Origin of the sequence: Priestia sp. FSL W8-0001 (assembly GCF_038050335.1) — a bacterium.
Lineage (GTDB): Bacteria > Bacillota > Bacilli > Bacillales > Bacillaceae_H > Priestia > Priestia flexa.
The window spans coordinates 2,863,388-2,887,994 of sequence record NZ_JBBPAL010000001.1 but is presented as its reverse complement, the minus strand read 5'-3'; the positions used below and the strand labels follow the sequence as shown (position 1 = coordinate 2,887,994).

Genomic DNA, 24,607 nt, shown 5'->3' with positions numbered 1-24,607 from the left:
TATTATGTCTACATTTCATGCTACAACGATTTTTGCCGTTCAACATAATGGTCAATGTGCTATGTCAGGTGATGGGCAAGTGACGTTTGGAAATGCTGTTGTGATGAAACATACAGCTAAAAAAGTACGTCGCTTATTTCAAGGACAGGTTTTGGCTGGATTTGCAGGTTCAGTTGCTGATGCGTTCACACTGTTTGAAATGTTTGAGAGTAAATTAGAAGAGTATAACGGCAATTTACAGCGCGCATCAGTTGAATTAGCAAAACAATGGCGAAGTGATAAAGTTTTACGCAAACTAGAAGCTATGCTGATTGTGATGAACAAAGATAGCTTACTATTGGTTTCGGGAACAGGTGAGGTCATTGAGCCTGATGATGGGATTTTAGCTATCGGTTCTGGTGGGAATTATGCATTATCGGCTGGCCGTGCATTAAAACAGCATGCTGGAGAACATTTAACTGCAAAAGAAATTGCAAAAGCTGCTTTGGATGTTGCAAGTGAGATTTGTGTGTATACGAATAATCAAATTATTGTAGAAGAACTGTAGGAAAGGGGATTTTCTATGAATTCTCATTTAACGCCTCGACAAATTGTTGAAAAGCTTGATCAGTATATTGTTGGCCAAACAAGTGCAAAAAAAGCGGTTGCGGTTGCGCTAAGGAATCGCTATCGACGTAGTTTATTAAACGAAGCTTTGAAAGACGAAGTTGTTCCCAAAAATATTTTAATGATTGGGCCAACTGGTGTTGGTAAAACAGAAATTGCGCGCAGGCTTGCAAAGCTTGTTGGTGCACCTTTCGTTAAGGTAGAAGCAACAAAGTTTACAGAGGTTGGCTACGTTGGTCGTGATGTAGAATCGATGGTTCGTGATTTAGTTGAGACATCCGTTCGTTTAGTGAAGGAAGAAAAAATGGTTTCTGTATCCGACAGTGCTCAAAGAAATGCCAATAGGCGTCTTGTTGAGCTTTTAGTTCCAAGCAAGAAAAAGCAGCAGACATTTAAGAATCCATTTGAAATGATTTTCTCCAATAATTCACAGCAAGCCGATACTCAAGCAGAACAAGAAGAAGAAGTAAATGTTGAAACAAAGCGCAAGCAAATTGCCCATCAGTTAGCCCTTGGAGAACTTGAGGATCATTATGTAACAATTGAGGTAGAAGAACAACAGCCTTCTATGTTTGATATGCTGCAAGGTTCGGGTATGGAACAGATGGGGATGAATATGCAAGATGCTTTAAGTAACTTTATGCCAAAGAAACAGAAAAAGCGTAAACTTACGGTGAGAGAAGCTCGTAAAGTGTTAACAAACGAAGAAGCTCAAAAGCTAATTGATATGGATGAAGTAACGCAAGAAGCAATTCATCGTGCAGAACAGTATGGAATTGTCTTTATTGATGAAATTGACAAAATTGCTCAAAAGAGCGGTAACTCATCTTCAGCGGATGTATCACGTGAAGGTGTACAACGTGATATTCTACCAATTGTAGAAGGTTCTACAATTGTAACAAAGTATGGAGCAATTAAGACAGACCATGTTTTATTTATTGCTGCAGGGGCGTTCCATGTTTCCAAGCCTTCGGATTTAATTCCGGAATTACAAGGGCGTTTTCCAATTCGTGTTGAGTTGACAAAACTAACGGTAGAAGATTTTATGAGTATTTTAGTTGAACCAGATAATGCACTATTAAAACAATATGTAGCATTATTGGAAACTGAAGGTATACAAATTGAATTTTCTGACGATGCTATACGTAAGATTGCAGAAATTGCCTTTCAAGTTAACCAAGACACGGATAACATTGGGGCAAGAAGACTTCATACTATTCTGGAAAGACTGCTTGAAGACCTATCATTTGAAGCGCCAGAAGTTACGTTAGAAAAGATTGTTATTACTCCTCAATACGTGGAAAGTAAGTTAGAGAAGATTGCAAAAAATAAAGATTTAAGTCAATTTATTTTATAGGTATAGAATAGAGATTTCAGGAGGAACAAAGATAATGGATTTATTAGGAAAAACTAGAAAGATTAATGCGATGTTACAAAAGGCTGCAGGCAAGCCCGTAAACTTTAAAGAAATGGCTGAAACTTTATGTGAAGTTATTGAATCGAATGTATTTGTTGTTAGTCGTCGCGGTAAGTTATTAGGAATCGCAGTTAAGCAACAGATTGAAAATGACCGCATGAAAGGCATGTTAGAAGCGCGTCAATTCCCAGAAGAGTATACACAAAACTTATTCAACATTTCTGAAACATCTTCAAACTTAGATATTAATAGTGAATACACAGCGTTCCCTGTTGAAAACAAAGAGCTTTTTGAAGCTGGTTTAACAACAATCGTTCCAATCATCGGTGGAGGGGAAAGATTAGGTACGCTAGTATTAGCTCGTTTAGATCGTAACTTTGCAGATGATGATTTAATTCTAGCTGAATATGGTGCAACTGTAGTCGGTATGGAGATTCTTCGTGAGAAAGCGGAAGAGATTGAAGAAGAAGCGCGTAGCAAAGCGGTTGTTCAAATGGCAATTAGTTCACTATCGTACAGTGAATTAGAAGCAATCGAGCATATCTTTGAAGAGCTGAACGGTAATGAAGGTTTATTAGTAGCAAGCAAAATTGCTGACCGTGTAGGGATTACACGCTCTGTAATTGTAAATGCACTTCGTAAGCTTGAAAGTGCGGGTGTAATTGAGTCGCGTTCTTTAGGAATGAAAGGAACGTACATTAAAGTATTAAACAGCAAGTTTCTTGTTGAATTAGCAAAATTGAAATCAAACTAATCGTTAGAATAAAGAGATCTTTGATTAGCAGTCAAAGGTCTCTTTTTTTTGTTAAGATCGCCCTCCTAAAAAAGTACCTCTTTTATATAAAATGCGAGTTAATAGAACTATTACCATTTTTAATTAAAATATAAATAGTCCATAAAGAACTAGTTAATTTGAATAAATATAATTCTTTAAGACTATACAAAAAAACGATTACCTTTAATGGTTTTAGTGTTTAAGAATTAATTAAATTACTTTTAATGTCATTTATCAGAGACTTATTAATTATATTTAGTGTATTTTGTCGAAAAAAGCGCCCGGATTTATTTTGAAGGTGTTAAAATAGATTTGTAAATTCAATGATAAATTTTAGTAATGTAGTACAAAAGTTGCTTATTAGGTATAGACAAGAAGCATACTTTTTTTTACAATAGGCTTTATGGTAGAAAAGTCGAAATTTGTCAGAAAATTAAACGCGGTAAGTAGGTGTCCTATATGAGTTTATTTTCAGGAACAATTCAGTCATTAGAGCAAGGTCTGAATTATTCAACGCTTAAGCAGCAAACAATTTCTCAAAACATTGCAAATGTAGATACGCCAAACTATAAGGCTAAAGATGTATCTCGGAAGAATCAATTTCAATCAGAGCTTCAATATTCATTGAAAGCATACCGTACGAACGAAAAACATATTGAATTCTCAAAATCATCCGAACAAGCAGCTGTTATTTCAAGAACAAGTCATACATACCAAGAAAACGGCAATGGGGTTGATTTAGATAAAGAAATGACGACAATGGCAGAAAATCAAATTTACTATGAAGCATTAATTGATCGACTTAACGGTAAATTTAATTCTCTACAAACTGTCATTAGAGGAGGTAAGTAGAGGTGTCAATATTTCAAAATCTCAGCATATCTGGGTCAGCTTTAACTGCTAATCGACTACGAATGGATGTTATTTCTTCTAATATGGCGAATGCCGAAACAACAAGAAGTGAACTTGTAAATGGAGAATGGCAGCCGTATCGCAGAAAAGTGGTTTCGCTCCAATCAAACGGTGGTCCAAGTTTTTCTTCGTTGCTACAAAATGAAATGAGTAAAGGGTCAGCGGGCGGTGTGAAAGTTAAGTCCATAACAGAAGATCAATCTCCTTTTAAGCTTGTGTATAACCCAACGCATCCTGACGCAAATGAAGATGGGTATGTTCAACTTCCCAATGTGGATCCATTAAAAGAGATGACAGATTTAATTGGTGCAACAAGATCCTATGAAGCAAATATTACGGTGTTAAACGCAAATAAAAATTTATTATTGAAAGCATTGGAAATAGGAAAGTAAGGTGAAGCAGTATGATTCAAGGGATTCAACATCAAATGCCTGTACTAACTGAGAAAATATCGAACACAGGAACCGTTAAAGAAGCTCACGGTCAATTTTCAACTTTTTTAAAAGAGTCGTTAAACCAAGTAAACAACGCACAAAAGGCATCAGATCTAGCCACAGAAAAGTTAGCTCGTGGAGAAAAAATTGATTTACATAATGTCATGATTGTATCACAAAAAGCCAGTATTGCGATGCAGACGACAATTGAAATACGTAATAAAGCTGTTGAAGCATATCAAGAAATGATGCGTATGCAAATGTAGTAAACGGTTTTAGCTAAAAAGCGGTTATTTCATCCCTAGATAGAAAACAAGCAATAGCCGGAGGATTGTAATGAATGAAAAACTAGCACTCTATAAAAATCAAATAGGTGCGTTCTGGTCAAAGCGCACTAAGGTTCAAAAAGGTTTGATCATCGGCGGCCCCTTGGCGCTGCTAATTGCCCTTATTGCTATTTCTTTAGTAGCAACCAATGAGAAGTTTGTTCCCCTTTACAGCAATTTATCTGTACAGGAAACAGGTCAAATTAAAGCGGAGCTGGATACAAGAAAAATACCTTCTGAAATCTCAGAAAATGGAACGGTTATTTCCGTACCGGAACAACATGTTGACTCATTAAAGGTGGATCTTGCTGCACAAGGTATACCAGACAGTGGGAGCATTGATTATTCTTTCTTTGGGCAAAATGCTGGATTTGGTATGACGGACAATGAGTTTAACGTTGTTAAATTGGAAGCTATGCAAACCGAAATAGCTAATCTGATGAAAAATATCCAAGGTGTCAATAATGCGAACGTGATGATTACCTTGCCAGAAGAAAGTGTTTGGGTGAAGGATCAGCAAGGAGAAGCTTCAGCATCAATTGTTTTAAATACACAGCCAGGCTACAAATTTGATGAAGGACAAATAAAATCTCTCTATCATTTGGTTTCAAAAAGTGTTCCAAATTTACCTACTGATAATATCGTAATTATGAATCAAAACTTTGAATATTTTGACTTAAAAAGCAGTGACGAAATGTCTAATTCATCTAGTTTTGCTACTCAGCATGGTATTAAAAAGGAAATTGAACGTGATGTTCAGCGCCAAGTTCAACAAATGTTAGGTAGATTAGTTGGACAAGACAAAGTAATGGTTTCAGTTACAGCTGATGTTGACTTTACACAGGAAAATCGAGAAGAAAATTTAGTGGAACCTGTAGATAAAGAAAACATGGAAGGAATCGCAGTAAGCGTGGAGCGAATCAATGAAACGTTTACGGGAAAGAAACCTGAAGATGGTGGGGTTGCAGGGACCGGTGAAGAAGATACAACCAACTATGTAGAAAGTGGAAGTACCGACAGTGGAGACTATGAAAAGGCAGAAGAACGAATCAACAACGAAGTAAATAGAATTCGTAAAGAAATTGTAGAGAGTCCTTATAAAGTTCGTGACTTAGGAATCCAAGTAATGATTGACCCTTCTAATGCAAATGGTGAAGGTGAACTAGCAGAGAATTTAGAGGATGACATTCAGCAAGTTTTAAGCACGATTGTTCGTACGTCAATTTCAAAGGATGAACAAGGTGCTGAGTTAACTGATAATCAGGTTGCAGACAAAATTGTAGTCTCCGTACAGCCGTTCCAAGAACAGAAAGTAGCCGTTAATCAACAGCAAAGCGGAATCCCAACATGGCTATATTTTGTAGGTGGTGGCTTATTACTAGTTATTCTTGCACTACTATTCTTATTGTTAAAGCGTAGAAAAGATTCTGAAGAAGAGTTCTATGAATATGAAGAAGAGTATGAAGATTCAGTTGAAACCATTCAAAAGCCTCCTGTCCTAAGTGAAGAGCAGCAGTCAAGAAAACGTCTAGAAGAGCTTGCAGGTGAGCAGCCAGATGAATTCGCAAAGCTATTGCGCACGTGGATTAGTGAGGAGTAGGAGGGAGTATAGTGGCGAAAGTGGTAAGTAAAAGTGAATTAACAGGTAAGCAAAAAGCAGCTATTTTATTAATTTCCCTTGGTCCTGATGCATCCGCTTCCGTCTATAAGCATTTAAGCGAAGACGAAATTGAACAGCTAACGTTTGAGATTTCTTCAATGCGAAAGGTAGAGCCTGCGGTTAAAGAAGCCGTTTTAAAAGAATTTGAGCAAATGACAATTGCTCAGAATTATATTGAAAAAGGCGGCATTACTTATGCGAAAGAAGTGTTGGAAAAAGCTTTAGGTCCTGAACAAGCAATAATGGTTATTAATCGTTTAACTTCATCTTTGCAAGTTCGACCATTCGATTTTGCGCGTAAAGCAGAACCAATGCAGCTTTTAAATTTTATTCAGCATGAGCACCCGCAAACGATTGCTTTGATCTTATCATACTTAGAGCCAGCTCAAGCTGGGCAAATTTTGTCATCTTTACCTCAAGAGCGTCAAGGTGATATTGCGAGAAGAATTGCTACAATGGATAGCACATCTCCAGAAGTCATCAGTGAAGTAGAACAAATTTTAGAAAGAAAGCTTTCGACAACGGTGACGCAAGATTACACCCATACTGGTGGAATCGAGACGGTGGTTGAAGTGTTAAATGGCGTGGATCGTGCAACAGAGAAAATTATTATTGATACTCTAGAAATTCAAGATCCAGAGCTTGCGGAAGAGATTAAACAGCGTATGTTTGTCTTTGAAGATATTGTGACGTTGGATAACCGCTCCATCCAGCGTGTCGTTCGTGAGGTTGAAAACGAAGACTTGCTATTGAGCTTAAAAGTAGCAAGCGAAGAAGTAAAAGATATTATATTCCGCAACATGTCCAAGCGAATGGTAGACACGTTTACAGAAGAAATGGAGTATATGGGACCAGTCCGTTTAAAAGATGTGGAAGAAGCTCAGTCTCGCATTGTGGCGGTTATTCGTAGATTAGAAGATATGGGAGAAGTAGTCATTGCAAGAGGTGGAGGAGACGATATTATTGTCTAGTATCATTAAATCTACCTATGCAAATCACGTACATGATTCAGCCAAAACAATCGAAATCAAGCCATTATTTAGTGGGAGAAATTTGATCAATTCAAATGGTCAGACAGCAAAGAATGAATGCCCTGACAAAATTCTTACTGAAGCAAAAGAAGCGTCTACACGTCTTTATGAAGAAGCTGAAGCAAGACTATTAGAAGCAAGACAGCAAATTGAAGCAGAGCGACAGCAGTGGGAGAATGAAAAAATACAGCTATATGAAGCAGAGAAGAAAAAGGGTTTTAACGCTGGGTATAGTGAAGGTCAACAGGCTGGATATAAGGACTATACATCGCTTATAGAAGAAGCCCGTACGGCTGTTAACGTAGCTAAAAAAGATTATACCGATTACCTTTCTCAAGCTGAAGAGGTTATCTTAGAGCTTGGCTTTACACTTGCTGAGAAAGTCATTGGGCAGAATATTCAACATAAAAATGAGAAAAGTTTTGTATCACTGGTTAAGCACGCAATAAAGGAAGTTAGAGAGAGCAAAGAGCTTCGAGTCTTTGTGGCACCTTGCCATTATGAAATGGTTTGTGAAAATAAACAGCAATTGTTCGATATATTGAATGGAGAAGCTAGCTTATTCATATACGCAGATGAAAATTTGACAGATGAACATTGCATTATTGAGTCGATGTATGGAAAGCTCGATGCATCGGTTGATAGTCAGTTAACGGAGCTAAAAAAGAAATTGAAACTACGTTTAATGGAGGAAAAGCAAAGTGAAAGTGAAGCAGCTTATTCCTGAGATAGCTCATATCTCTTCGTTTAAACGATATGGGAAAGTTAACCGAGTTATTGGAATGATGATTGAATCACGAGGACCACAAGCTTCCATTGGTGATGTTTGCTATATCCACTTAAAGGATACTTGTGAGCGAATTCAAGCAGAAGTAGTTGGATTTAAAGATGAACATGTCATTTTAATGCCCTATACATCTGTTCGATATATTGGACCTGGTTGCATCGTGGAAACAACTGAAAAACCGCTTCAAGTAAAAGTAGGACCTGAGCTAATTGGTCAAGCACTAGATTCCCTAGGAAATCCACTTGATGGAACTAGCTTACCTAGCTATCTTCCATCAGTGTTAACTGAACAGGAACCTCCTAATCCATTGCAACGCCCACCAATTTCTGAACCAATTGAAGTAGGGGTTCGAGCAATCGACAGTTTGCTTACAGTTGGCAAGGGTCAGCGGATTGGAATCTTTGCAGGAAGTGGAGTTGGGAAAAGTACGCTTATGGGAATGATTGCGAGAAACACGAATGCAGATATCAACGTCATTGCATTAGTAGGGGAACGTGGTCGAGAAGTCCGTGAGTTTATTGAGAGAGACCTTGGTTCGGAAGGTTTGAGAAATTCAATTGTCGTTGTCGCAACTTCTGATCAGCCTCCACTATTACGAATGAAGGCGGCTTATACAGCTACATCTATTGCAGAATACTTTCGAAGTCAAGGGCTTAACGTCATGATGATGATGGATTCCGTTACGCGCGTTGCTATGGCGCAGCGAGAAATTGGTTTAGCAGTGGGAGAACCTCCCACAACCAAAGGATACACACCATCGGTTTTTGCTTCATTACCTCGCCTATTAGAAAGAACAGGTACTACTGAACAAGGCTCTATTACGGCATTTTATACGGTATTAGTTGACGGTGATGATATGAATGAACCGATTGCTGATACGGTTCGAGGAATTGTTGATGGGCATATTGTATTGGATCGGAATTTAGCTAATAAAGGTCAATATCCAGCCATTAATGTGCTCAAAAGTGTTAGCCGCGTTATGAATCATATTGTAGAAGCAAATCATAAAATAAGTGCTGAAAAGCTACGGTTATTACTTTCTACATATATTGAAGCAGAAGACCTTATTAATATCGGAGCTTACAAAAGAGGGTCCTCTGCTGAAATTGATGAAGCAATTTTATATTATCCAGAACTTATTTCATTTTTAAAGCAAAAAACGAGTGAACATCCCACGCTTAAAGATAGCGTAGAGATACTAAAACAGCTCTTTCAGAAAGGTGAACGAACGTGACGTATCAGTTTAAGTTAGCAAAAGTCATGACGGTTAAGCAAGATGAAAAAAATCGTTTATTGGCTCAATATAATGAATCAGTTCAATATTTCGAGCAAGTCGGGCAGAGGCTTTACGATAAGCTCAAGCAGAAAGAAGAAATGCTTGAACTTCAGGCAAAAAAGCTTAAAAGTGGTTTAGCGGTTAGCGAGATTAAATTTTTTCAACAAGCGCTTGAAAGCATTGAGGCGACGATTGCCAGGCTCCAGCGAGACGTCATGTTGGCGCGACAGCAGATGAGTATGAAAGAGCTGAAGCTTCAAGAAAAAAATATTGAGTGCAAAAAGTATGAAAAGCTTAAAGACAAAAGCTATACAAGCTACCTAAAAACTCAGGGTGATGCGGAAAGTAAGCAAATGGATGAGATTTCTCTGCAACAGTTTATGCTACACAGAAATTAGGTGAGAAGATGGCTAGAAAAAAGCAAGATGAATATGAAGAAATAGAAGAAAAAAGAAATAGTAAGTGGCAAGTCTTCTTGTTTATTATTTTTATACCCCTGCTGTTTATTATTACAGCTATTTATATTGGTCTAACAATTAGTGGAGTCGATGTTCAAGAGAAAATCTCGTCGGTAACTTCATCTCTTCCTTTAATAGGAGACGATAATGAAAGCTTAAAATCTACTAATCAGCAACAGGCGAATAAAGAGTTAGAAAATCAAATAAAGAGCCTGAATGAAAAGCTTCAAAAGAAAGAAGACAATATTAGAAGTTTAGAAGAAAAAATAACGGCTAAAGAGCGCGAGATTGATGAGTTAAAAATTAAGATTAGAGATTCAGAAGATGAGAAAGATGTTGCTAGTCAAGAACAAGACGGTGGAGACGATAAACAGAAAGACATTGTTTCTACTTATGAAAAGATGAACCCGACGAAAGCAGCTCTCATTTTTACCGAATTAAAAGAAAATGAAGCAATCTTGCTGCTAAAAGCGTTAAAAACGGATGCACGCACGAAAGTCTTAGAAAAGATGGACCCTGCCGTTGCAGCTCGCTATACAAGCTTACTAGCTGAGCCGTTAAGTGAGTAATGGAGGTGAAAGAATGAAGGTAGCTATGCAGCCTATGCTTCCAGTTATGAATGAGAAGCAAAACGTAGATCGTACAGTTAAGAAAGAACATCCTTTTTTATTTCAAGCAATGCTATTCGTAGAGCTGGAAACGACTGATAATCTCAGCACGAACAGTCATTCTATTAGTCAGCCTTTGAACAATCAAATGATGAACGTAGATGATAACGAAGATTTGGCTGAATTCTTGGCGCTTCTTGAGCTTCATTTAGAAGAAGGGAATGTTGAAAAGATAGAAAATGAAGAGCAAAGTATTTTGTTTAAGCCTTTTGTTGATCTTATTCAACAGCTCCCTACAAGCGGAGTAAAAGAATCTAAGCTGAAGCAATTGCTTTCCAATGCTACGAATTTGCAGGCGTACTTAGCGGATGTCACATTGCCAGGAAGTGCAAAAAATTTCGTTAAGGAATTTCAACAGTTTTTTCAAACCTTGCGAGAGCTTGTTCCAGTGGAATCCAGTCAACTAAAAGCATTGCAAGAAAAGCTGCAGCAGCCTGAGATACAATCTGTTCAGTTTTCTCGTAAAGAAATGAAACAGCTTATTGAACTGATTACACAAAAAATTGCTTCAGCAAGTGATAATCACTCACTGCCAACTAGACAATTAATAAGCATGGAAACGGATGAGTTAGGTAAGCAAAAAATTCCTGTTGATAAAGCGACGTTTGTACCGGGTGAAATGAGTAAGTTGCAGCAGCTATCGTTTCATGTAAATACGAATTTGCCCAAAGATATGCAGGCATCACAGGTGATGAAGCAGGTACAAGAGCTATTAGTGAAAGCTTCTTTTCAGCATAATGCGTCTCAAACGAAGCTAGTTTTAAAGCTCTTCCCTGAAAGGCTAGGATCCATTCAAATTGAACTAGTGCAGCGAAACCATGAGACTGTCGCTCGTATTATCGCATCATCTGCTCAGACAAAAGATCTCTTAGATACTCAGCTAGGGGCTTTGAAACAAACGCTTATTAGTCAGCAGGTGCAAGTAGATAAAATTGACGTTTTTCACACAGCAGAACAATGGATGACTAACGGCGAAGAACATCAAGAACAAAAGCAGCAAGAAAAACGAGTTGAAGAAAAAGACGAAAAAGACGAAAAAGACGAAAAAGACGAAACTAATCAAATCTTTTCTCACTCATTAGAAGAAGCGTTAATTAACTACAATGTGTAGGTGATGTATATGACAAATAAGGTTCAGTCTGATTTGTATTTGGCAAATCAGCCCGTGCAGCAAAAGCAAACAGGAACAAGCTCGCTTGGAAAAGATGACTTCTTAAAGATTTTAATTACTCAATTACAAAATCAAGATCCAACTAGTCCTATGGAAGATAAGGAGTTTATTTCTCAAATGGCTCAGTTTTCAACACTAGAACAAATGACAAATATGAGTACATCGATGGAGAAATTTTTACAAGTAGTTCAAAGTGAATCTCCAATTCTAAAAGGTAGCGAGCTTATTGGTAAGACGGTTTCTTGGGTAGATGAAACGAATAAAGAAAGCGAAGCTGTTGTGAAAGCCACTTCTGTAAAGGACGGCAAGCTTACTTTTATGTTAGATGATGAGTCTCATACAACTTTAACTCTTGACGATATTTTGTCTGTCACTCGTTGAACACTATAAATAAGGGGGAAGTTACATGTTACGTTCAATGTATTCTGGAATTAGTGGAATGAAAAATTTTCAAACCAAGTTAGACGTAATCGGTAATAATATTTCAAATGTTAATACGTACGGATTTAAGAAAGGGCGTACAACGTTTAAAGACTTAGTTAGTCAGCAAATAGCAGGAGCGAGTGCACCGGGAGCGGATCGAGGCGGAGTGAATCCAAAGCAGGTAGGGCTTGGGTCTCAAATTGGAACAATTGATACGATACATACTTCTGGAAGCATTCAGCCAACAGGTCGCCCACTTGATCTAGCTATTTCAGGAGAAGGATTCTTTACTGTAGCTAATGGGGCAGATGGCCAAACAATTGATAGACCACTGTATACACGAGCAGGTAATTTTTATTTAGATGAAGGTGGAAACATCGTAACAGCTGAAGGCCTTTACCTTATTGGTTCTGTTTATGACGTTAATGGAAATGAAACGGAGTTTATAGGGGCAATAAATATTCCAGATACAGCTAAAAGTTTTAGCATTGGTCAAGATGGAGTCGTAAATTATGTTGATTCAGACGGTGCTTTACAAATAGCGGGTAGAGTTCGATTAGCAAAATTCTCAAACAATGATGGCCTTGAAAAGGTAGGAGGTAATCTCTTTGCTGAAACAGCCAATTCAGGTAGCGCAAAAGTTGATGGTACAGAATTTTTTGATTTAAGTGAACCGGGAGTAAACGGAACAGGAACGCTTGTATCGAGTGCTTTAGAGATGTCTAATGTTGACTTATCGGAAGAATTTACGGAAATGATTGTATCTCAGCGTGGTTTCCAAGCGAATACTCGAATCATTACAACTTCTGATGAAATCTTACAAGAACTTGTCAACTTAAAACGATAAACTGATAGCCTAGGAGGAAAGAAGCTGAGCTGATCAGCTTGGCTTTTTATCAATTATGGTGACTTTAACAAGGTTAAATGGAAAGCAATTTACGCTAAATGCAATTTACATAGAGCAAGTGGAATCGTTTCCTGACACAACTATTACATTAACCAACAATAAAAAGTTGGTTGTAAAAGAGTCGATTGCTGAAGTGAATGAAAAGGTATGCGCTTATTATCAATCGATTAATGTGTTAGGACTTCGGTGCGATATGGAGGAATAAGCTGTGTTTAAAAATAAGTTAGTTGGCACTATGATCATTATTTTATTGTCTTTAACATTGATTGGGAGTGTTGGGGTCATTGTCACGCTAAAGTTAGCAAGCGAGCCAGCGGCTGAAGCTGCGCCTTCCATTGATGAAGTAATTGATTCATCTGTTGACATTGCTGATATTAAAACAAATTTAAAAAGCAATAATTATATTAGCCTATCATTTAAAATTCAAATGGATAGCAAAAAAGCAGCTGAAGAACTACAGAAAAGAGAGTTTCAAGTAAAAGACATTATTATTAAAGAACTATCGGAGATGACAGCTGAAGATTTCGAGGGAAAAAAAGGTTTAGAAGCGCTTGAAGAGCGAATTTCAAAACAGATCGATAGCTCGATTGAGACTGGGCATGTGGTGAAGATTTATACGACCTCCAAGGTTCTACAATAATGGAAAAATGGCAGGTAGGAGGTGAGGTTTTTGGCCGGTGATGTATTGTCTCAAAACGAGATTGACGCACTGTTGTCTGCGCTGTCGACAGGAGAGATGGATGCGCAGCAGTTAAAAGATGAAAACACGAAAAATCGCGTCAGGTCCTATGATTTTAAAAGAGCCTTACGGTTTTCAAAAGATCAAATTAGAAGTTTAACAAGGATCTATGAGAACTATGCGAGATTATTAACAACATTACTTTCAGCTCAACTGCGAACAATCACACAGGTTTCAGTTGTATCAGCAGATCAAATTCCTTATGAAGAGTTTGTTCGCTCGGTTCCGAGCATGACGGTCTTAAATGTCATGTCAGTCGAACCTCTGGATGGCAGAGTAATTATGGAAGTAAACCCGAATATTGCATACGCGATGCTAGACCGTATTTTAGGTGGCAAAGGAGAAGCAGGAAATAAAAAAATAGATAATTTAACAGAGATTGAAACAAAACTACTTCGTAATTTGTTAGATAAAACGCTGGATATTATGGAAGAGGCCTGGAGTTCAGTTGCTGTGATTAATCCAGAAATGGAAGAATTTGAAGTTAATCCACAATTTTTACAAGTTATATCACCAAATGAGATTGTTGTAGTCATTTCGCTGAGCGTACAAATTGGTGAAGAAACAGGCATGATTAACTTATGTATCCCACATGTTACGCTGGAGCCTATTATTTCAAAGCTATCAGTGCATTATTGGATGCAATCATCTAAAAAAGAGCCAAATGAATTAGAGGTTGAGCAGATTCGAACACAAGTTCAAGGTGCAACCGTTCCTGTTGTTGCGATGCTAGGACAGACTGATATATCCATTGAGGATTTCCTTTCTTTAGATAAGGGAGACATCATTCGCTTGGACCGAGGTGTTAATCAACCTCTCATCGTTCAAGTTGGAGGTGTACCGAAATTTAGTGCGCAGCCAGGACAATTAAAAAGGAAATTGGCGATTCAAATTTTAGATCAGTTTAAGGGGGGAACGTCGTTATGACAGGAGATATGCTTTCTCAAGATGAAATCGATGCATTGCTAAAAGGAACGTCTTCATTAGACCCTATGCCTTCAGATAGCAACCTAGAAGAAAGTGAAATTAGTAAACACTTTACAGAGATGGAACGCGATGCGCTTGGTGAAATTGGCAATATTTCATTTGGTAGCTCTGCTACTGCATTGTCAACCTTATTAAATCAAAAAGTTGACATTACAACGCCTTATGTTTCGTTGATTCATAAAGAAGAGCTGAAAGAAGAATTTCCCAATCCGCATGTTGCGGTAGAAGTTCATTATACAGAAGGAATTTCAGGTCGAAACTTACTTGTTATTAAACAAAGTGATGCAGCTATTATCTCTGATTTAATGCTTGGTGGAGACGGTGAAAATCCAGGAGAATTACTAGATGAAATTAAACAAAGTGCCGTTCAAGAAGCGATGAACCAAATGATGGGTTCAGCAGCGACATCTATGTCTACGATTTTTCAAAAGAAAGTAGATATTTCGCCACCAAGCCTTGATATTTTAGATCTTCCAGAAGGAGAAGGCACGAACTTATTAGAAGGGGATGATGTGCTAGTTAAAGTTTCATTCAATCTAAAAGTTGGCACGCTAATCGATTCTAATATTATGCAATTGTTATCTCTTCCTTTTGCAAAAGGGTTAGTAAATGAACTGCTGAATCCAGTTGCGACCGCAGAAGAAGAGAGTGAACTTGTTCAAGAAATGCCATCTCAACAACCTTTGCAAAATCAAGTGAGTGAATCACTGCAACAAGAACCAGTTATGCCTGCAGCTCCTGTTAATGTTCAACCTGTTGCTTTTTCATCTTTTGATGGAAATGAAATACCATCACAGTCCGAAACAAATAATTTAGACATGTTGTTAGATATACCACTTCAAGTAACTGTAGAGTTAGGGCGTACAAAACGAACTGTTAAAGAAATTTTAGAGATGTCATCGGGGTCAATAATTGAGTTAGACAAACTTGCTGGTGAGCCGGTCGATATTTTGATTAACAGCAAGCTAATCGCTAAAGGTGAAGTAGTGGTAATTGATGAAAACTTTGGCGTTCGCGTGACGGATATAGTTAGTCAACGTGATCGTATTAATAAATTAAAGTAACTTTATATAGGGGGAAAATAAAATGAGTAAACGAGTATTAATTGTAGACGATGCGGCATTTATGCGCATGATGATTAAGGATATTCTTGTGAAAAATGGATATGAAGTTGTGGGGGAAGCTGCTGATGGAATGCAAGCTATCGATCTTTATAAAGAGCATCAGCCAGACCTCGTAACAATGGATATTACAATGCCGGAAATGGATGGTATTACGGCTTTAAAAGAGATTAAGCAACTGAATCCAGCTGCGAAAGTAATTATGTGTTCAGCAATGGGACAACAAGCAATGGTTATCGATGCAATTCAAGCTGGTGCAAAAGACTTTATTGTGAAGCCATTTCAAGCAGACCGTGTGCTTGAAGCCATTTCAAAAGCTGTAGGATAAAGAAAAAAGTGGAGCAGCTGCTCTGCTCCACTTTGTATTATGAAAAGGTAAGAGGTGGCAAATGTTGCTGCGATATATCGTATTTATTTTAGCTATCGCTGGAAGTCTGTTGTTTCAAAATAGTATAAGCGTGCAAGCGGCAGAAACATCGGATTCAGTGAAAGAATGTATAGAAAATCCAAGCGCTTGTGAAAAAGAGTTGGACCCTAACGCAGTTGGTGATAGTGATACCAATCAAGGTGCGACTATTTCCGCTGGTGAAGTGGTGAAAATGTTAGTTGCTTTTGCATTTGTTATTGGCTTATTGCTAGTTGTCTTAAAATTTGTGAAGTCAAAAGGAAATGTATTAAAGCAAAATCAACTGGTGGAAAATTTAGGTGGAACTAACCTTGGGAATAGTAAATCGGTTCAAGTTGTTAAGGTCGGTGAGCAGCTGTTCGTTGTAGGTGTAGGAGAAAATATTGAGCTGCTTTCAGAAGTAGTTGGAGAAGACAAGGAGCAGCTGTTAAAGAAGTACGAAGATCAACGCAGTGATGGTGAATATAAAGTGGTTCTTCCATCACTATTTGAACGAAAAGAAAAGGAAGCTATTTCAGTTGAAAGTATGAAATCTTTTACACAATCGTTAAATCAGATGATGAAAAAGCGGAAAACCAAGTTGGAAGAATTAGGAAGGGACCGTAAGCAACATGAATGAAGTGATGGAGATTTTTAATGCTAGTGATGCTGAAAATGTATCAACCTCAATCCAATTATTGCTGCTTTTAACGGTTCTATCAATTGCTCCGGGTATTTTAATTTTAATGACATGCTTTACTCGAATTGTTATTGTTCTTTCGTTTGTTCGAACGTCATTAGGCACTCAGCAAATGCCTCCCAATCAAGTACTGTTAGGACTCGCTTTATTCATAACATTCTTTGTTATGGCACCGACGTTTTCACAGGTGAATAAAGAAGCTTTGCAGCCTTTATTTAATGAAGAAATTAATTTAACAGAAGCGTACGATCGAGCATCTCTTCCTATGAAAGAGTTTATGAGTGCTCATACAAGGCAGAAAGACTTAGCGTTATTTTTAGAATATGCAGAGATGGATAAACCAAGTTCAGTAGAAGAAATTCCATTAACGGCATTGGTTCCTGCATTTGCAATTAGCGAATTAAAAACAGCCTTTCAAATCGGCTTTATGATCTTTGTTCCGTTTCTTGTCATTGATATGATTATTTCCAGCGTATTAATGTCGATGGGGATGATGATGTTGCCGCCAGTGATGATTTCTCTGCCGTTTAAAATTTTGCTTTTTGTCTTAGTAGACGGTTGGAATTTAGTCGTTAAATCATTATTAATAAGTTTTCAATAGGTGAAAAACATGAATGGAGAATTTGTCATTTCGTTAGCAGAAAAAGGCGTATATACAATCTTAATTGTGTGTGGTCCACTTTTGCTATTAGCACTCGTTGTCGGTTTGCTTGTCAGTATTTTTCAAGCGACAACTCAGATTCAAGAACAAACCTTGGCCTTTGTGCCAAAAATTGTAGCGGTACTTGTAGGAATTGTATTTTTTGGGCCATGGATGTTATCTAAGATGGTGTCATTTACGTATAATATCTTTTCAAACCTACATAGGTATATCGGATAAAGATGGTGGAGCTAATCAATGTTTATCCGGCATTTCTCTTAATTTTAGTACGATTGTCCGCTTTCTTTATTACGGTACCGCTTTTTTCATATCGTACAGTTCCAACTTTTCACAAAGTAGGGCTAGCGGCAGCTTTATCACTTGTTGTAGTCACAACACTAGATTTTCCAATTATTCCACTTGACGATCGCTTTTTGCTTCTTGTCATTAAGGAGTGTCTCGTTGGAATTTCGATGGGGTTAATTGCATATATCGTAATCATGGCAATTCAAATTGCTGGTGGGTTAATTGATTTTCAAATGGGTTTTGCTATCGCTAACGTGATGGATCCGCAAACGGGTGCTCAAAGTCCAATTACCGGTCAGTACCTTTATATTTTTGCCCTGCTCTTTTTATTATCGACCAATGGTCATCATTTGTTAATAGATGGAGTTTATCATAGTTATGAAGTATTAAAGATTAACGAGCTTTCATTTTCAGTTGGAACCGAACTGTTTGTGACGACAATTATTAAAACATTTAGCATGATGTTCCTATTAGCGGTTCAAATGTCGCTCCCGGTTGTTGGCGCGTTATTTCTTGTTGATATAGCACTAGGAATCGTCGCAAGAACGGTACCTCAGCTTAATATTTTTGTAGTAGGATTTCCGCTCAAAATCATCGTGGCGTTTATTTTTCTAATCGTGGTTATGGGAAGTATGTTTTATATGATGCAGCTAATCTTTGAATACATGCTAGAGGCGATGCGAACGATGGTTCATTTACTAGGAGGAGTATAAAAATGTTTCTCGTTCGGTTAGATTTGCAGTTTTTTGCGGGAGAAAAAACGGAAAAGGCAACGCCTAAAAAGAGGCAAGACTCTAGAAAAAAAGGACAAGTAGCAAAAAGTCAAGACGTCACGACAGCCATTATGCTACTTCTTGTTTTTCTCTATTTTATATTCGGAGCTCGGCATACGCTTGAAAAGATGATGCTCATTATAAAGGAATCTTTTCAGACATATATGCTAACGGAAGTTACGGAAGAAAGTGTGTTTATTTTGTTACGAGACCTTCTTCCTGAAATTGCATATGCACTCGGACCTATTATGCTCGTTGCCTTGGTAGGTGCGCTTGCAGCTAATTATATGCAGGTGGGTGTCCTCTTTTCAGCTGAACCCCTTCAGCCAAAATTGGAGAAGGTTGATCCAATTAAAGGGGCTAAAAGAATTTTTTCAATGAGAGCCATTGTAGAACTATTGAAATCAACGTTAAAGATTGTCTTAATTGGTGCCGTTACGTTTGCTGTATTATGGATTAACATTGATGAGGTTCTCATTTTATCTCATCGGAGCATCGGAGACAGTCTGGTATCGCTAGCAAAACTAGTGTTGCAAATGGGCCTTGCAGCCTCTTGTGTTCTACTTTTATTATCTGTTCTTGACTACATGTACCAAAAGTTTGATTTTGAAAAAAACATTCGGATGTCAAAGCAAGATATTAAAGAAGAAAATAAAAATGTTGAAGGAGATCCACTCATCAAATCTAAAATTAAGCAGAAACAACGTGAGATGGCGATGTCTAGAATGATGCAAGAAGTGCCGAAAGCGGATGTTGTCATTACGAATCCAACTCATTATGCAATTGCTTTAAAATATGATGAAGATAAAATGGATGCTCCATACGTGGTGGCAAGCGGAGTAGATTTTGTAGCTCAAAAGATAAAAGCCGTTGCAAAAAGCCATGAAATCATTATGGTAGAAAACCGACCTTTAGCAAGAGGCTTATATGAACAAACGAAAGTTGGCGATGTGGTGCCCGAAGAGTTTTTTAAAGCGGTAGCTGAGATTTTAGCGTATGTGTATCGCATTCAAAAAAAGGTATAAGTATTGAAGATTATAAGAAATAAGGAGAGAAATGATTCATGTCTGCAAGAGAGTTACCAGTTGTTATAGGTGTTGTACTCATTATTGTTATGCTTGTTATTCCGCTCCCGTCTTGGTTGTTGAGCGTGTTAATTATGGTAAATATATCTCTTGCACTGCTTGTTTTGCTTGTATCAATGAACATGAAAGAGCCGCTTGAGCTATCTGTTTTTCCATCGTTATTGCTTGTGCTGACACTTTTTCGCTTGGGGTTAAATGTATCCACCACAAGAGCTATCTTAGGTGAAGGTAATGCCGGCGGTGTGGTAGAGACATTCGGTAACTTTGTTATCAGTGGGAATCCACTTGTAGGATTTGTTGTTTTTGTTATTTTAATTATCATTCAGTTTTTAGTTATTACAAAAGGAGCTGAGCGCGTTTCAGAGGTAGCTGCACGCTTTACTCTTGATGCAATGCCAGGAAAACAAATGAGCATTGACGCTGATTTAAATGCAGGAATGATTTCCGAAAAAGAAGCCATTCAAAGGCGTGAGAAAATTCAGCGTGAAGCGGATTTTTACGGATCAATGGACGGAGCCAGCAAGTTTGTAAAGGGAGATGCAATTGCTGGTATTGTTATTACACTAATTAATATTTTATTTGGCATCATTATTGGAATGATGCAAATGGGTATGAGCATTGGAGAAGCATCCCAAACGTTTACTTTATTAACAGTTGGTGATGGGTTGGTCAGTCAGATTCCAGCATTAATGATTTCCACTGCTACAGGTATTATTGTAACAAGAGCAGCTTCTACAGGGAATTTAAGTCAAGATATTACGGGACAGCTATTTGCGTTTCCTACAATGCTATATGTTACTGGAGCGACTATTGCTGTTCTTGGCCTCATTACGCCAATCAATGATTTATTAACACTTCCATTAGCACTTTTACTAGCAGCAGGAGGTTATTACTTATCTCCTAAAAAAGCAAAACTTCTTTTAAACGAAGAAGCCGCATCAGAAGAAGAAGTGCCAGCTGATGATATGAAAAGTCCTGAGAGCGTTGTGAATTTATTGAGCGTAGATCCTATCGAGTTTGAATTTGGTTATGGTCTTATTCCTTTAGCAGATACAAATCAAGGAGGCGACTTGTTAGATCGTATCGTTATGATTCGCCGTCAGCTTGCTTTAGAGCTTGGTTTAGTAATTCCTGTTGTAAGAATTCGCGACAATATTCAACTACAGCCAAACGAATATCGGCTAAAAATTAAAGGGAATGAAATGGCAAGAGGTGATTTATTGCTCGATCATTACTTAGCAATTAGTCCTGGAATGGGTGACGATATGATAGAAGGCATTGATACAATTGAGCCTGCCTTTCAAATGCCAGCCAAGTGGATTAATGAAGCAACTAAAGAGCAAGCAGAGATGTTTGGGTATACCGTAGTAGATCCGCCTTCAGTGGTATCAACACATATTACAGAAGTAATTAAAGCATATGCTCACGAGCTAATAGGTCGCCAAGAAACTAAACAATTAATTGATCATGTAAAAGAGTCGTATCCAATCTTAATTGAGGAGGTTACCCCATCTCCACTCTCAGTAGGAGAAATCCAGCGAGTATTAGCTAAATTATTAAAAGAGCAGGTATCGATTCGGAATTTGCCAGTTATCTTTGAAGTACTAGCTGACTATGGAAAGATGACATCTGATACGGATCTATTAACAGAATATGTTCGTCAAGGATTATCTAGGCAAATTACCACCCAGTATGCTGCTGGAGAACAGCTGCTTCGCGTCATTACGCTATCGGGGAAGGTTGAAAAAGTACTAGCTGAAGGAGTTCAACAAACAGAACATGGGAACTATTTATCATTGGATCCATACGTTTCCCAAAACATTGTGGAACATATTGTAGCTCAAGTTGATGGGGCAGGGTTTCAAGATCAAACACCGATTGTTCTTTGCTCACCAGCTGTACGGATGTATGTCCGCCAGCTAACAGAAAGATATATACCTCAAGTTGCGATTTTATCATATAACGAACTAGAAGCAAGTATTGAAGTTCAGAGCGTTGGAGTGGTTGATTTATCATGAAGGTAAAAAAATATGTGGCATCTTCAATGCCGGAAGCAATGAAAGTTATTCGAGCAGAGCTTGGTCCAGAAGCGGTGATCTTAAAGTCGCGTTCTGTTAAAGTTGGTGGATTTATGGGCGTCTTTACTAAAAAGAAGTTGGAAGTAATTGCTGGGGTAGACGACCAAGTAAAAAAAACTAAAAAATACGTTAAAAACCGTACAGATGAACAGCTTATGAAGCAGGTTGATGAATTAAAACAGCTTATTGCAACGGTGCACCCATTAAGAAATACTGTTGTTGAATATCCGTTGCTTGTTCAAAAAGTTATTTCATATTTGCAACATCAAGAGATCGAAGAACGATTGTTAAAAGAAGTAAGAGATAAAGTCATGGAGTTATATTATACAACACCTTCGCTAGGCGATAAGCAGGTGATTGAATGGCTGAAAAGCTGGTTTGAAGATTACCTATCATATTCAGAACGTTCAAAAGTATTTCAAAAGAAATATATTAACGTTGTTGGTCCTACAGGCGTTGGTAAGACAACAACGCTAGCAAAATTAGCTGCGTCGTGTATTTTAGAACAAAATAAAAGAGTTGCGTTCATTACAACTGATACATATCGTATTTCCGCTATCGATCAGTTAAAAACGTATGCGTCCATTCTGAATGTTCCAATTGAAGTTTGCTATAACAATGAAGATTTTCAGCAAGCGCTTCAGATATTTAATGAATACGATATTGTGTTCATAGACACAGCGGGGCGGAACTTTTTAGACAGCCAATACATTCATGATCTCCACAATATGATGTCGTTTAATGAACACATGGAAACCTTTTTAGTGTTAGCAGCGACGGCAAAAATGGCTGATTTACGTAAAGTTTACCAACAGTTTAGTAGTATACCAATTGATTCAATTGTTTTGACAAAGCTAGATGAGACCACAACATTTGGTCCAATTATTAATGTGCTAACGGAGTGTCAGCTGCCAGCTTCTTTTATGACGATTGGACAAGATGTCCCTGACGATCTAGAGAAATATACTGCTGAAAAAATAGTGGATTATCTGTTTGGAGATTGGAAACATGAATGATCAAGCAGCAGCTTTAAGAAAAAGGGTAGCAGCGGTCAAACATGGTTCTAATCAACGGACGGAGGCTAAGACATTAGCAGTCATTAGTGGAAAAGGAGGAGTTGGAAAGTCTAATTTTTCGCTGAACTTTTCATTGTCTTTACAAGAGAAAGGATATCGGGTGCTGCTTTTTGATATGGATATTGGAATGGGCAATATTGACGTATTAATGGGAATTGCTTCGACCTACACTATCGTGGATATGTTAGAGAATAAATGGCCCATTCAGCGTGTCATCAAACAAGGACCAAAGGGTCTTTCATATATTGCAGGAGGCTCTGGAATTACTTCTTTATTTGAGTGGAAACAAAATGATTTGCATTATCTAATTGATCAATTTAACTCCGTTTCTCAAGATTATGACTACTTAATTTTTGATATGGGAGCAGGAATGACAGAGGGCGTCATTGCTTTTTTTAAAGGCAATGGATGACATGGTGCTCATTACTACGCCTGAACCAACATCAATTACGGATTGTTACGCTGCATTAAAGTTCTTACATTTATATGGTGTGAATGCTTCTTTTAAGATGGTAGTAAATAAGTCACTTTCTATTAAAGAAGGTGTAAACACGTATGAACGCTTTAATCAAGCAGTTAAACAGTTTTTGAAGTGCTCAATTGAATTGTTAGGAACAATAGAGGAAGACCGCTGCGTTTCTCATTCGGTAAATAGTCAGGTTCCATTCATTTTACAATATCCAAAAGGCAGTGCAAGCCAAGGAATTAAGAATATTGTAAATCAATATGCAACATCGTCTAGTACCAGAAATCACAGCGTTGGATTTGTAGCCAAGCTGAAGAAGTTATTTCTCGAAAGGTAGGGTTTGCTAGTTGAATAAAATTAAAGTATTAATCGTTGATGATTCAGCGTTTATGAGAAAGGTTATTACTAGTTTACTAGAGGAAGACGGTAGGTTTAACGTAGTGGGGACAGCTCGAAACGGCGAGGAAGCACTAAAGAAAGCTGTGCTATTGAATCCACATGTTATGACACTTGACGTAGAGATGCCTGTGATGAACGGATTAGAGATGTTAAAAGAATTAATGAAAATTAAGCCAACTCCTGTTGTAATGTTGTCTAGTACAACGTTTGAAGGAGCAAATAATACATTTTTAGCGATGGAGTATGGAGCAGTTGATTTTGTTGCCAAACCTTCAGGTGCTATTTCACTAGATATCGACAAAGTAAAAGATGAGCTATTAACAAAACTCTATATTGCGAGCAAAGCAAATCTTCCTTTCAATTCAAAAGAATCAATTAAAGACAAGCCTGTGAAATCATCAATGGTAAGGGGAGACCGAAAGCCGTTAAAGAAAGTGGTTTGCATCGGTACATCAACCGGAGGGCCAAGAGCATTACAAGAAGTTCTAACAATGCTTCCTGCAACGATTCCAGTCCCTATTTTAATTGTTCAACACATGCCAGCTGGTTTTACGAGTTCACTAGCAGCTAGATTAGATCGGTTAGCTGCTATTTCGGTAAAAGAAGCAAGAGATGATCAAAAGTTAGAACCAGGATGTGCGTATATTGCACCCGGAGGCTACCATCTAACCGTAAAAGAATCTAAAGAAGGATTAATAACTGTTTTGGATCAGTCGTTACCGGTAAAAGGGCACCGACCATCAGTTGATACTTTGTTTCAGTCGCTTGCAGATTGTCCTAACTATGAAAAAGTTGCGGTTGTATTAACTGGAATGGGAGCAGATGGAACGGAAGGCGTTATTCATATGAAAAGCAAAGGGCAAACCATAGCGATTGCCGAGTCGGAAGAAACGGCTATTATTTATGGAATGCCAAAGTCTATAATCGCCACAAGGTTAGTAGATGAAATACAGCCATTACATTATGTAGCAAATCGTATTTTACATTACGTGCAGAAATAG

The 24,607-nt window shown here is 37.8% G+C and carries 30 protein-coding genes; all 30 read left to right on the top strand.

What is annotated here, in order from left to right; genetic code table 11:
• The first annotated feature begins 4 nt into the window (after nucleotides 1-4).
• The 30 genes from hslV (at nucleotide 5) to MKZ18_RS15175 (ending at nucleotide 24,607) form a co-directional block, all read left to right on the top strand.
• Nucleotides 5-547 carry an ATP-dependent protease subunit HslV gene (hslV, locus tag MKZ18_RS15320; protein WP_061784585.1) on the top strand — a complete coding sequence of 181 codons (543 nt, stop codon included), beginning with the start codon at nucleotides 5-7 and terminating at the stop codon, nucleotides 545-547.
• Between the two features lie 15 nt (nucleotides 548-562).
• Entirely contained in the window at nucleotides 563-1,963 is a 1,401-nt protein-coding gene (gene hslU, locus MKZ18_RS15315; RefSeq protein ID WP_025908994.1) for an HslU--HslV peptidase ATPase subunit, read from the top strand.
• 34 nt (nucleotides 1,964-1,997) lie between these two features.
• A complete protein-coding gene (gene codY, locus MKZ18_RS15310) occupies nucleotides 1,998-2,777 on the top strand; it encodes a GTP-sensing pleiotropic transcriptional regulator CodY (protein ID WP_025908993.1) in 780 nt (259 codons plus the stop codon).
• Between the two features lie 480 nt (nucleotides 2,778-3,257).
• A complete protein-coding gene (flgB, locus tag MKZ18_RS15305; protein WP_025908992.1) occupies nucleotides 3,258-3,650 on the top strand; it encodes a flagellar basal body rod protein FlgB in 393 nt (130 codons plus the stop codon).
• Nucleotides 3,651-3,652: 2 nt separating this feature from the next.
• Nucleotides 3,653-4,102, top strand: coding sequence for a flagellar basal body rod protein FlgC (gene flgC, locus MKZ18_RS15300; protein ID WP_025908991.1), 450 nt, complete (start codon nucleotides 3,653-3,655; stop codon nucleotides 4,100-4,102).
• Between the two features lie 11 nt (nucleotides 4,103-4,113).
• Complete coding sequence (fliE, locus tag MKZ18_RS15295) at nucleotides 4,114-4,410, top strand: flagellar hook-basal body complex protein FliE (protein ID WP_025908990.1); 297 nt, start codon at nucleotides 4,114-4,116, stop codon at nucleotides 4,408-4,410.
• Between the two features lie 70 nt (nucleotides 4,411-4,480).
• The gene (gene fliF / locus MKZ18_RS15290; RefSeq protein ID WP_061784583.1) at nucleotides 4,481-6,070 is read left to right on the top strand and encodes a flagellar basal-body MS-ring/collar protein FliF; all 1,590 of its coding nucleotides are present in this window, start codon (nucleotides 4,481-4,483) and stop codon (nucleotides 6,068-6,070) included.
• Nucleotides 6,071-6,090: 20 nt separating this feature from the next.
• Entirely contained in the window at nucleotides 6,091-7,101 is a 1,011-nt protein-coding gene (gene fliG, locus MKZ18_RS15285; protein ID WP_373688722.1) for a flagellar motor switch protein FliG, read from the top strand.
• Nucleotides 7,094-7,888: a flagellar assembly protein FliH gene (gene fliH, locus MKZ18_RS15280; protein WP_025908987.1), complete on the top strand. Its 795-nt coding sequence runs from the start codon at nucleotides 7,094-7,096 to the stop codon at nucleotides 7,886-7,888. The genes fliG and fliH overlap by 8 nt, the downstream gene beginning before the upstream one ends.
• Nucleotides 7,863-9,182 carry a flagellar protein export ATPase FliI gene (gene fliI / locus MKZ18_RS15275; protein ID WP_025908986.1) on the top strand — a complete coding sequence of 440 codons (1,320 nt, stop codon included), beginning with the start codon at nucleotides 7,863-7,865 and terminating at the stop codon, nucleotides 9,180-9,182. Before fliH ends, fliI begins: the two co-directional genes overlap by 26 nt.
• Nucleotides 9,179-9,622: a flagellar export protein FliJ gene (fliJ, locus tag MKZ18_RS15270; RefSeq protein ID WP_025908985.1), complete on the top strand. Its 444-nt coding sequence runs from the start codon at nucleotides 9,179-9,181 to the stop codon at nucleotides 9,620-9,622. Before fliI ends, fliJ begins: the two co-directional genes overlap by 4 nt.
• 8 nt (nucleotides 9,623-9,630) lie before the next feature.
• Entirely contained in the window at nucleotides 9,631-10,251 is a 621-nt protein-coding gene (locus MKZ18_RS15265; RefSeq protein ID WP_025908984.1) for a MotE family protein, read from the top strand.
• Between the two features lie 13 nt (nucleotides 10,252-10,264).
• A complete protein-coding gene (locus MKZ18_RS15260; RefSeq protein ID WP_341344575.1) occupies nucleotides 10,265-11,461 on the top strand; it encodes a flagellar hook-length control protein FliK in 1,197 nt (398 codons plus the stop codon).
• A 9-nt stretch (nucleotides 11,462-11,470) separates the two neighbouring features.
• Complete coding sequence (flgD, locus tag MKZ18_RS15255; RefSeq protein ID WP_025908982.1) at nucleotides 11,471-11,902, top strand: flagellar hook assembly protein FlgD; 432 nt, start codon at nucleotides 11,471-11,473, stop codon at nucleotides 11,900-11,902.
• Between the two features lie 25 nt (nucleotides 11,903-11,927).
• Entirely contained in the window at nucleotides 11,928-12,791 is an 864-nt protein-coding gene (flgG, locus tag MKZ18_RS15250) for a flagellar basal body rod protein FlgG (protein WP_025908981.1), read from the top strand.
• A 55-nt stretch (nucleotides 12,792-12,846) separates the two neighbouring features.
• Nucleotides 12,847-13,056, top strand: coding sequence for a flagellar FlbD family protein (locus tag MKZ18_RS15245; RefSeq protein ID WP_318757123.1), 210 nt, complete (start codon nucleotides 12,847-12,849; stop codon nucleotides 13,054-13,056).
• A gap of 3 nt (nucleotides 13,057-13,059) precedes the next feature.
• Nucleotides 13,060-13,491: a flagellar basal body-associated protein FliL gene (gene fliL, locus MKZ18_RS15240; protein ID WP_025908979.1), complete on the top strand. Its 432-nt coding sequence runs from the start codon at nucleotides 13,060-13,062 to the stop codon at nucleotides 13,489-13,491.
• Between the two features lie 30 nt (nucleotides 13,492-13,521).
• Complete coding sequence (gene fliM / locus MKZ18_RS15235) at nucleotides 13,522-14,517, top strand: flagellar motor switch protein FliM (protein WP_061784579.1); 996 nt, start codon at nucleotides 13,522-13,524, stop codon at nucleotides 14,515-14,517.
• Nucleotides 14,514-15,641 (top strand): flagellar motor switch phosphatase FliY, encoded by a 1,128-nt coding sequence (gene fliY, locus MKZ18_RS15230; RefSeq protein WP_061784578.1) that lies wholly within the window; start codon nucleotides 14,514-14,516, stop codon nucleotides 15,639-15,641. The genes fliM and fliY overlap by 4 nt, the downstream gene beginning before the upstream one ends.
• 22 nt (nucleotides 15,642-15,663) lie before the next feature.
• Entirely contained in the window at nucleotides 15,664-16,026 is a 363-nt protein-coding gene (locus MKZ18_RS15225; RefSeq protein WP_025908976.1) for a response regulator, read from the top strand.
• 61 nt (nucleotides 16,027-16,087) lie between these two features.
• On the top strand, nucleotides 16,088-16,723 hold the full coding sequence (locus MKZ18_RS15220) for a flagellar biosynthetic protein FliO (RefSeq protein WP_318757122.1): 636 nt from the start codon (nucleotides 16,088-16,090) through the stop codon (nucleotides 16,721-16,723).
• Complete coding sequence (fliP, locus tag MKZ18_RS15215; RefSeq protein ID WP_025908974.1) at nucleotides 16,716-17,384, top strand: flagellar type III secretion system pore protein FliP; 669 nt, start codon at nucleotides 16,716-16,718, stop codon at nucleotides 17,382-17,384. The genes MKZ18_RS15220 and fliP overlap by 8 nt, the downstream gene beginning before the upstream one ends.
• Before the next feature lie 9 nt (nucleotides 17,385-17,393).
• Complete coding sequence (gene fliQ, locus MKZ18_RS15210) at nucleotides 17,394-17,663, top strand: flagellar biosynthesis protein FliQ (protein ID WP_025908973.1); 270 nt, start codon at nucleotides 17,394-17,396, stop codon at nucleotides 17,661-17,663.
• Between the two features lie 2 nt (nucleotides 17,664-17,665).
• On the top strand, nucleotides 17,666-18,442 hold the full coding sequence (gene fliR / locus MKZ18_RS15205) for a flagellar biosynthetic protein FliR (RefSeq protein ID WP_025908972.1): 777 nt from the start codon (nucleotides 17,666-17,668) through the stop codon (nucleotides 18,440-18,442).
• 2 nt (nucleotides 18,443-18,444) lie between these two features.
• Nucleotides 18,445-19,527: a flagellar biosynthesis protein FlhB gene (gene flhB, locus MKZ18_RS15200; RefSeq protein ID WP_025908971.1), complete on the top strand. Its 1,083-nt coding sequence runs from the start codon at nucleotides 18,445-18,447 to the stop codon at nucleotides 19,525-19,527.
• Nucleotides 19,528-19,565: 38 nt separating this feature from the next.
• Nucleotides 19,566-21,605: a flagellar biosynthesis protein FlhA gene (gene flhA / locus MKZ18_RS15195; protein WP_025908970.1), complete on the top strand. Its 2,040-nt coding sequence runs from the start codon at nucleotides 19,566-19,568 to the stop codon at nucleotides 21,603-21,605.
• Nucleotides 21,602-22,681, top strand: coding sequence for a flagellar biosynthesis protein FlhF (locus MKZ18_RS15190; RefSeq protein WP_340842367.1), 1,080 nt, complete (start codon nucleotides 21,602-21,604; stop codon nucleotides 22,679-22,681). The genes flhA and MKZ18_RS15190 overlap by 4 nt, the downstream gene beginning before the upstream one ends.
• Nucleotides 22,674-23,153, top strand: coding sequence for a P-loop NTPase (locus MKZ18_RS15185; protein WP_341344574.1), 480 nt, complete (start codon nucleotides 22,674-22,676; stop codon nucleotides 23,151-23,153). Before MKZ18_RS15190 ends, MKZ18_RS15185 begins: the two co-directional genes overlap by 8 nt.
• On the top strand, nucleotides 23,128-23,544 hold the full coding sequence (locus MKZ18_RS15180) for a MinD/ParA family ATP-binding protein (RefSeq protein ID WP_341344573.1): 417 nt from the start codon (nucleotides 23,128-23,130) through the stop codon (nucleotides 23,542-23,544). The genes MKZ18_RS15185 and MKZ18_RS15180 overlap by 26 nt, the downstream gene beginning before the upstream one ends.
• 10 nt (nucleotides 23,545-23,554) lie before the next feature.
• Nucleotides 23,555-24,607, top strand: coding sequence for a protein-glutamate methylesterase/protein-glutamine glutaminase (locus MKZ18_RS15175; RefSeq protein ID WP_061784573.1), 1,053 nt, complete (start codon nucleotides 23,555-23,557; stop codon nucleotides 24,605-24,607).

Bases quoted from the DNA above. Each gene is read 5' to 3' on its own strand.
- MKZ18_RS15220 (WP_318757122.1), top strand. From the start codon at position 16,088: ATGTTGCTGCGATATATCGTATTTATTTTAGCTATCGCTGGAAGTCTG.
- flhB (WP_025908971.1), top strand. From the start codon at position 18,445: ATGTTTCTCGTTCGGTTAGATTTGCAGTTTTTTGCGGGAGAAAAAACG.
- hslV (WP_061784585.1), top strand. From the start codon at position 5: ATGTCTACATTTCATGCTACAACGATTTTTGCCGTTCAACATAATGGT.
- hslU (WP_025908994.1), top strand. From the start codon at position 563: ATGAATTCTCATTTAACGCCTCGACAAATTGTTGAAAAGCTTGATCAG.
- fliP (WP_025908974.1), top strand. From the start codon at position 16,716: ATGAATGAAGTGATGGAGATTTTTAATGCTAGTGATGCTGAAAATGTA.
- fliR (WP_025908972.1), top strand. From the start codon at position 17,666: ATGGTGGAGCTAATCAATGTTTATCCGGCATTTCTCTTAATTTTAGTA.
- flgD (WP_025908982.1), top strand. From the start codon at position 11,471: ATGACAAATAAGGTTCAGTCTGATTTGTATTTGGCAAATCAGCCCGTG.
- fliY (WP_061784578.1), top strand. From the start codon at position 14,514: ATGACAGGAGATATGCTTTCTCAAGATGAAATCGATGCATTGCTAAAA.
- MKZ18_RS15225 (WP_025908976.1), top strand. From the start codon at position 15,664: ATGAGTAAACGAGTATTAATTGTAGACGATGCGGCATTTATGCGCATG.
- MKZ18_RS15190 (WP_340842367.1), top strand. From the start codon at position 21,602: ATGAAGGTAAAAAAATATGTGGCATCTTCAATGCCGGAAGCAATGAAA.
- MKZ18_RS15245 (WP_318757123.1), top strand. From the start codon at position 12,847: ATGGTGACTTTAACAAGGTTAAATGGAAAGCAATTTACGCTAAATGCA.
- MKZ18_RS15265 (WP_025908984.1), top strand. From the start codon at position 9,631: ATGGCTAGAAAAAAGCAAGATGAATATGAAGAAATAGAAGAAAAAAGA.
- flgG (WP_025908981.1), top strand. From the start codon at position 11,928: ATGTTACGTTCAATGTATTCTGGAATTAGTGGAATGAAAAATTTTCAA.
- fliQ (WP_025908973.1), top strand. From the start codon at position 17,394: ATGAATGGAGAATTTGTCATTTCGTTAGCAGAAAAAGGCGTATATACA.
- fliF (WP_061784583.1), top strand. From the start codon at position 4,481: ATGAATGAAAAACTAGCACTCTATAAAAATCAAATAGGTGCGTTCTGG.
- flgB (WP_025908992.1), top strand. From the start codon at position 3,258: ATGAGTTTATTTTCAGGAACAATTCAGTCATTAGAGCAAGGTCTGAAT.
- codY (WP_025908993.1), top strand. From the start codon at position 1,998: ATGGATTTATTAGGAAAAACTAGAAAGATTAATGCGATGTTACAAAAG.
- MKZ18_RS15260 (WP_341344575.1), top strand. From the start codon at position 10,265: ATGAAGGTAGCTATGCAGCCTATGCTTCCAGTTATGAATGAGAAGCAA.
- flhA (WP_025908970.1), top strand. From the start codon at position 19,566: ATGTCTGCAAGAGAGTTACCAGTTGTTATAGGTGTTGTACTCATTATT.
- fliE (WP_025908990.1), top strand. From the start codon at position 4,114: ATGATTCAAGGGATTCAACATCAAATGCCTGTACTAACTGAGAAAATA.
- MKZ18_RS15185 (WP_341344574.1), top strand. From the start codon at position 22,674: ATGAATGATCAAGCAGCAGCTTTAAGAAAAAGGGTAGCAGCGGTCAAA.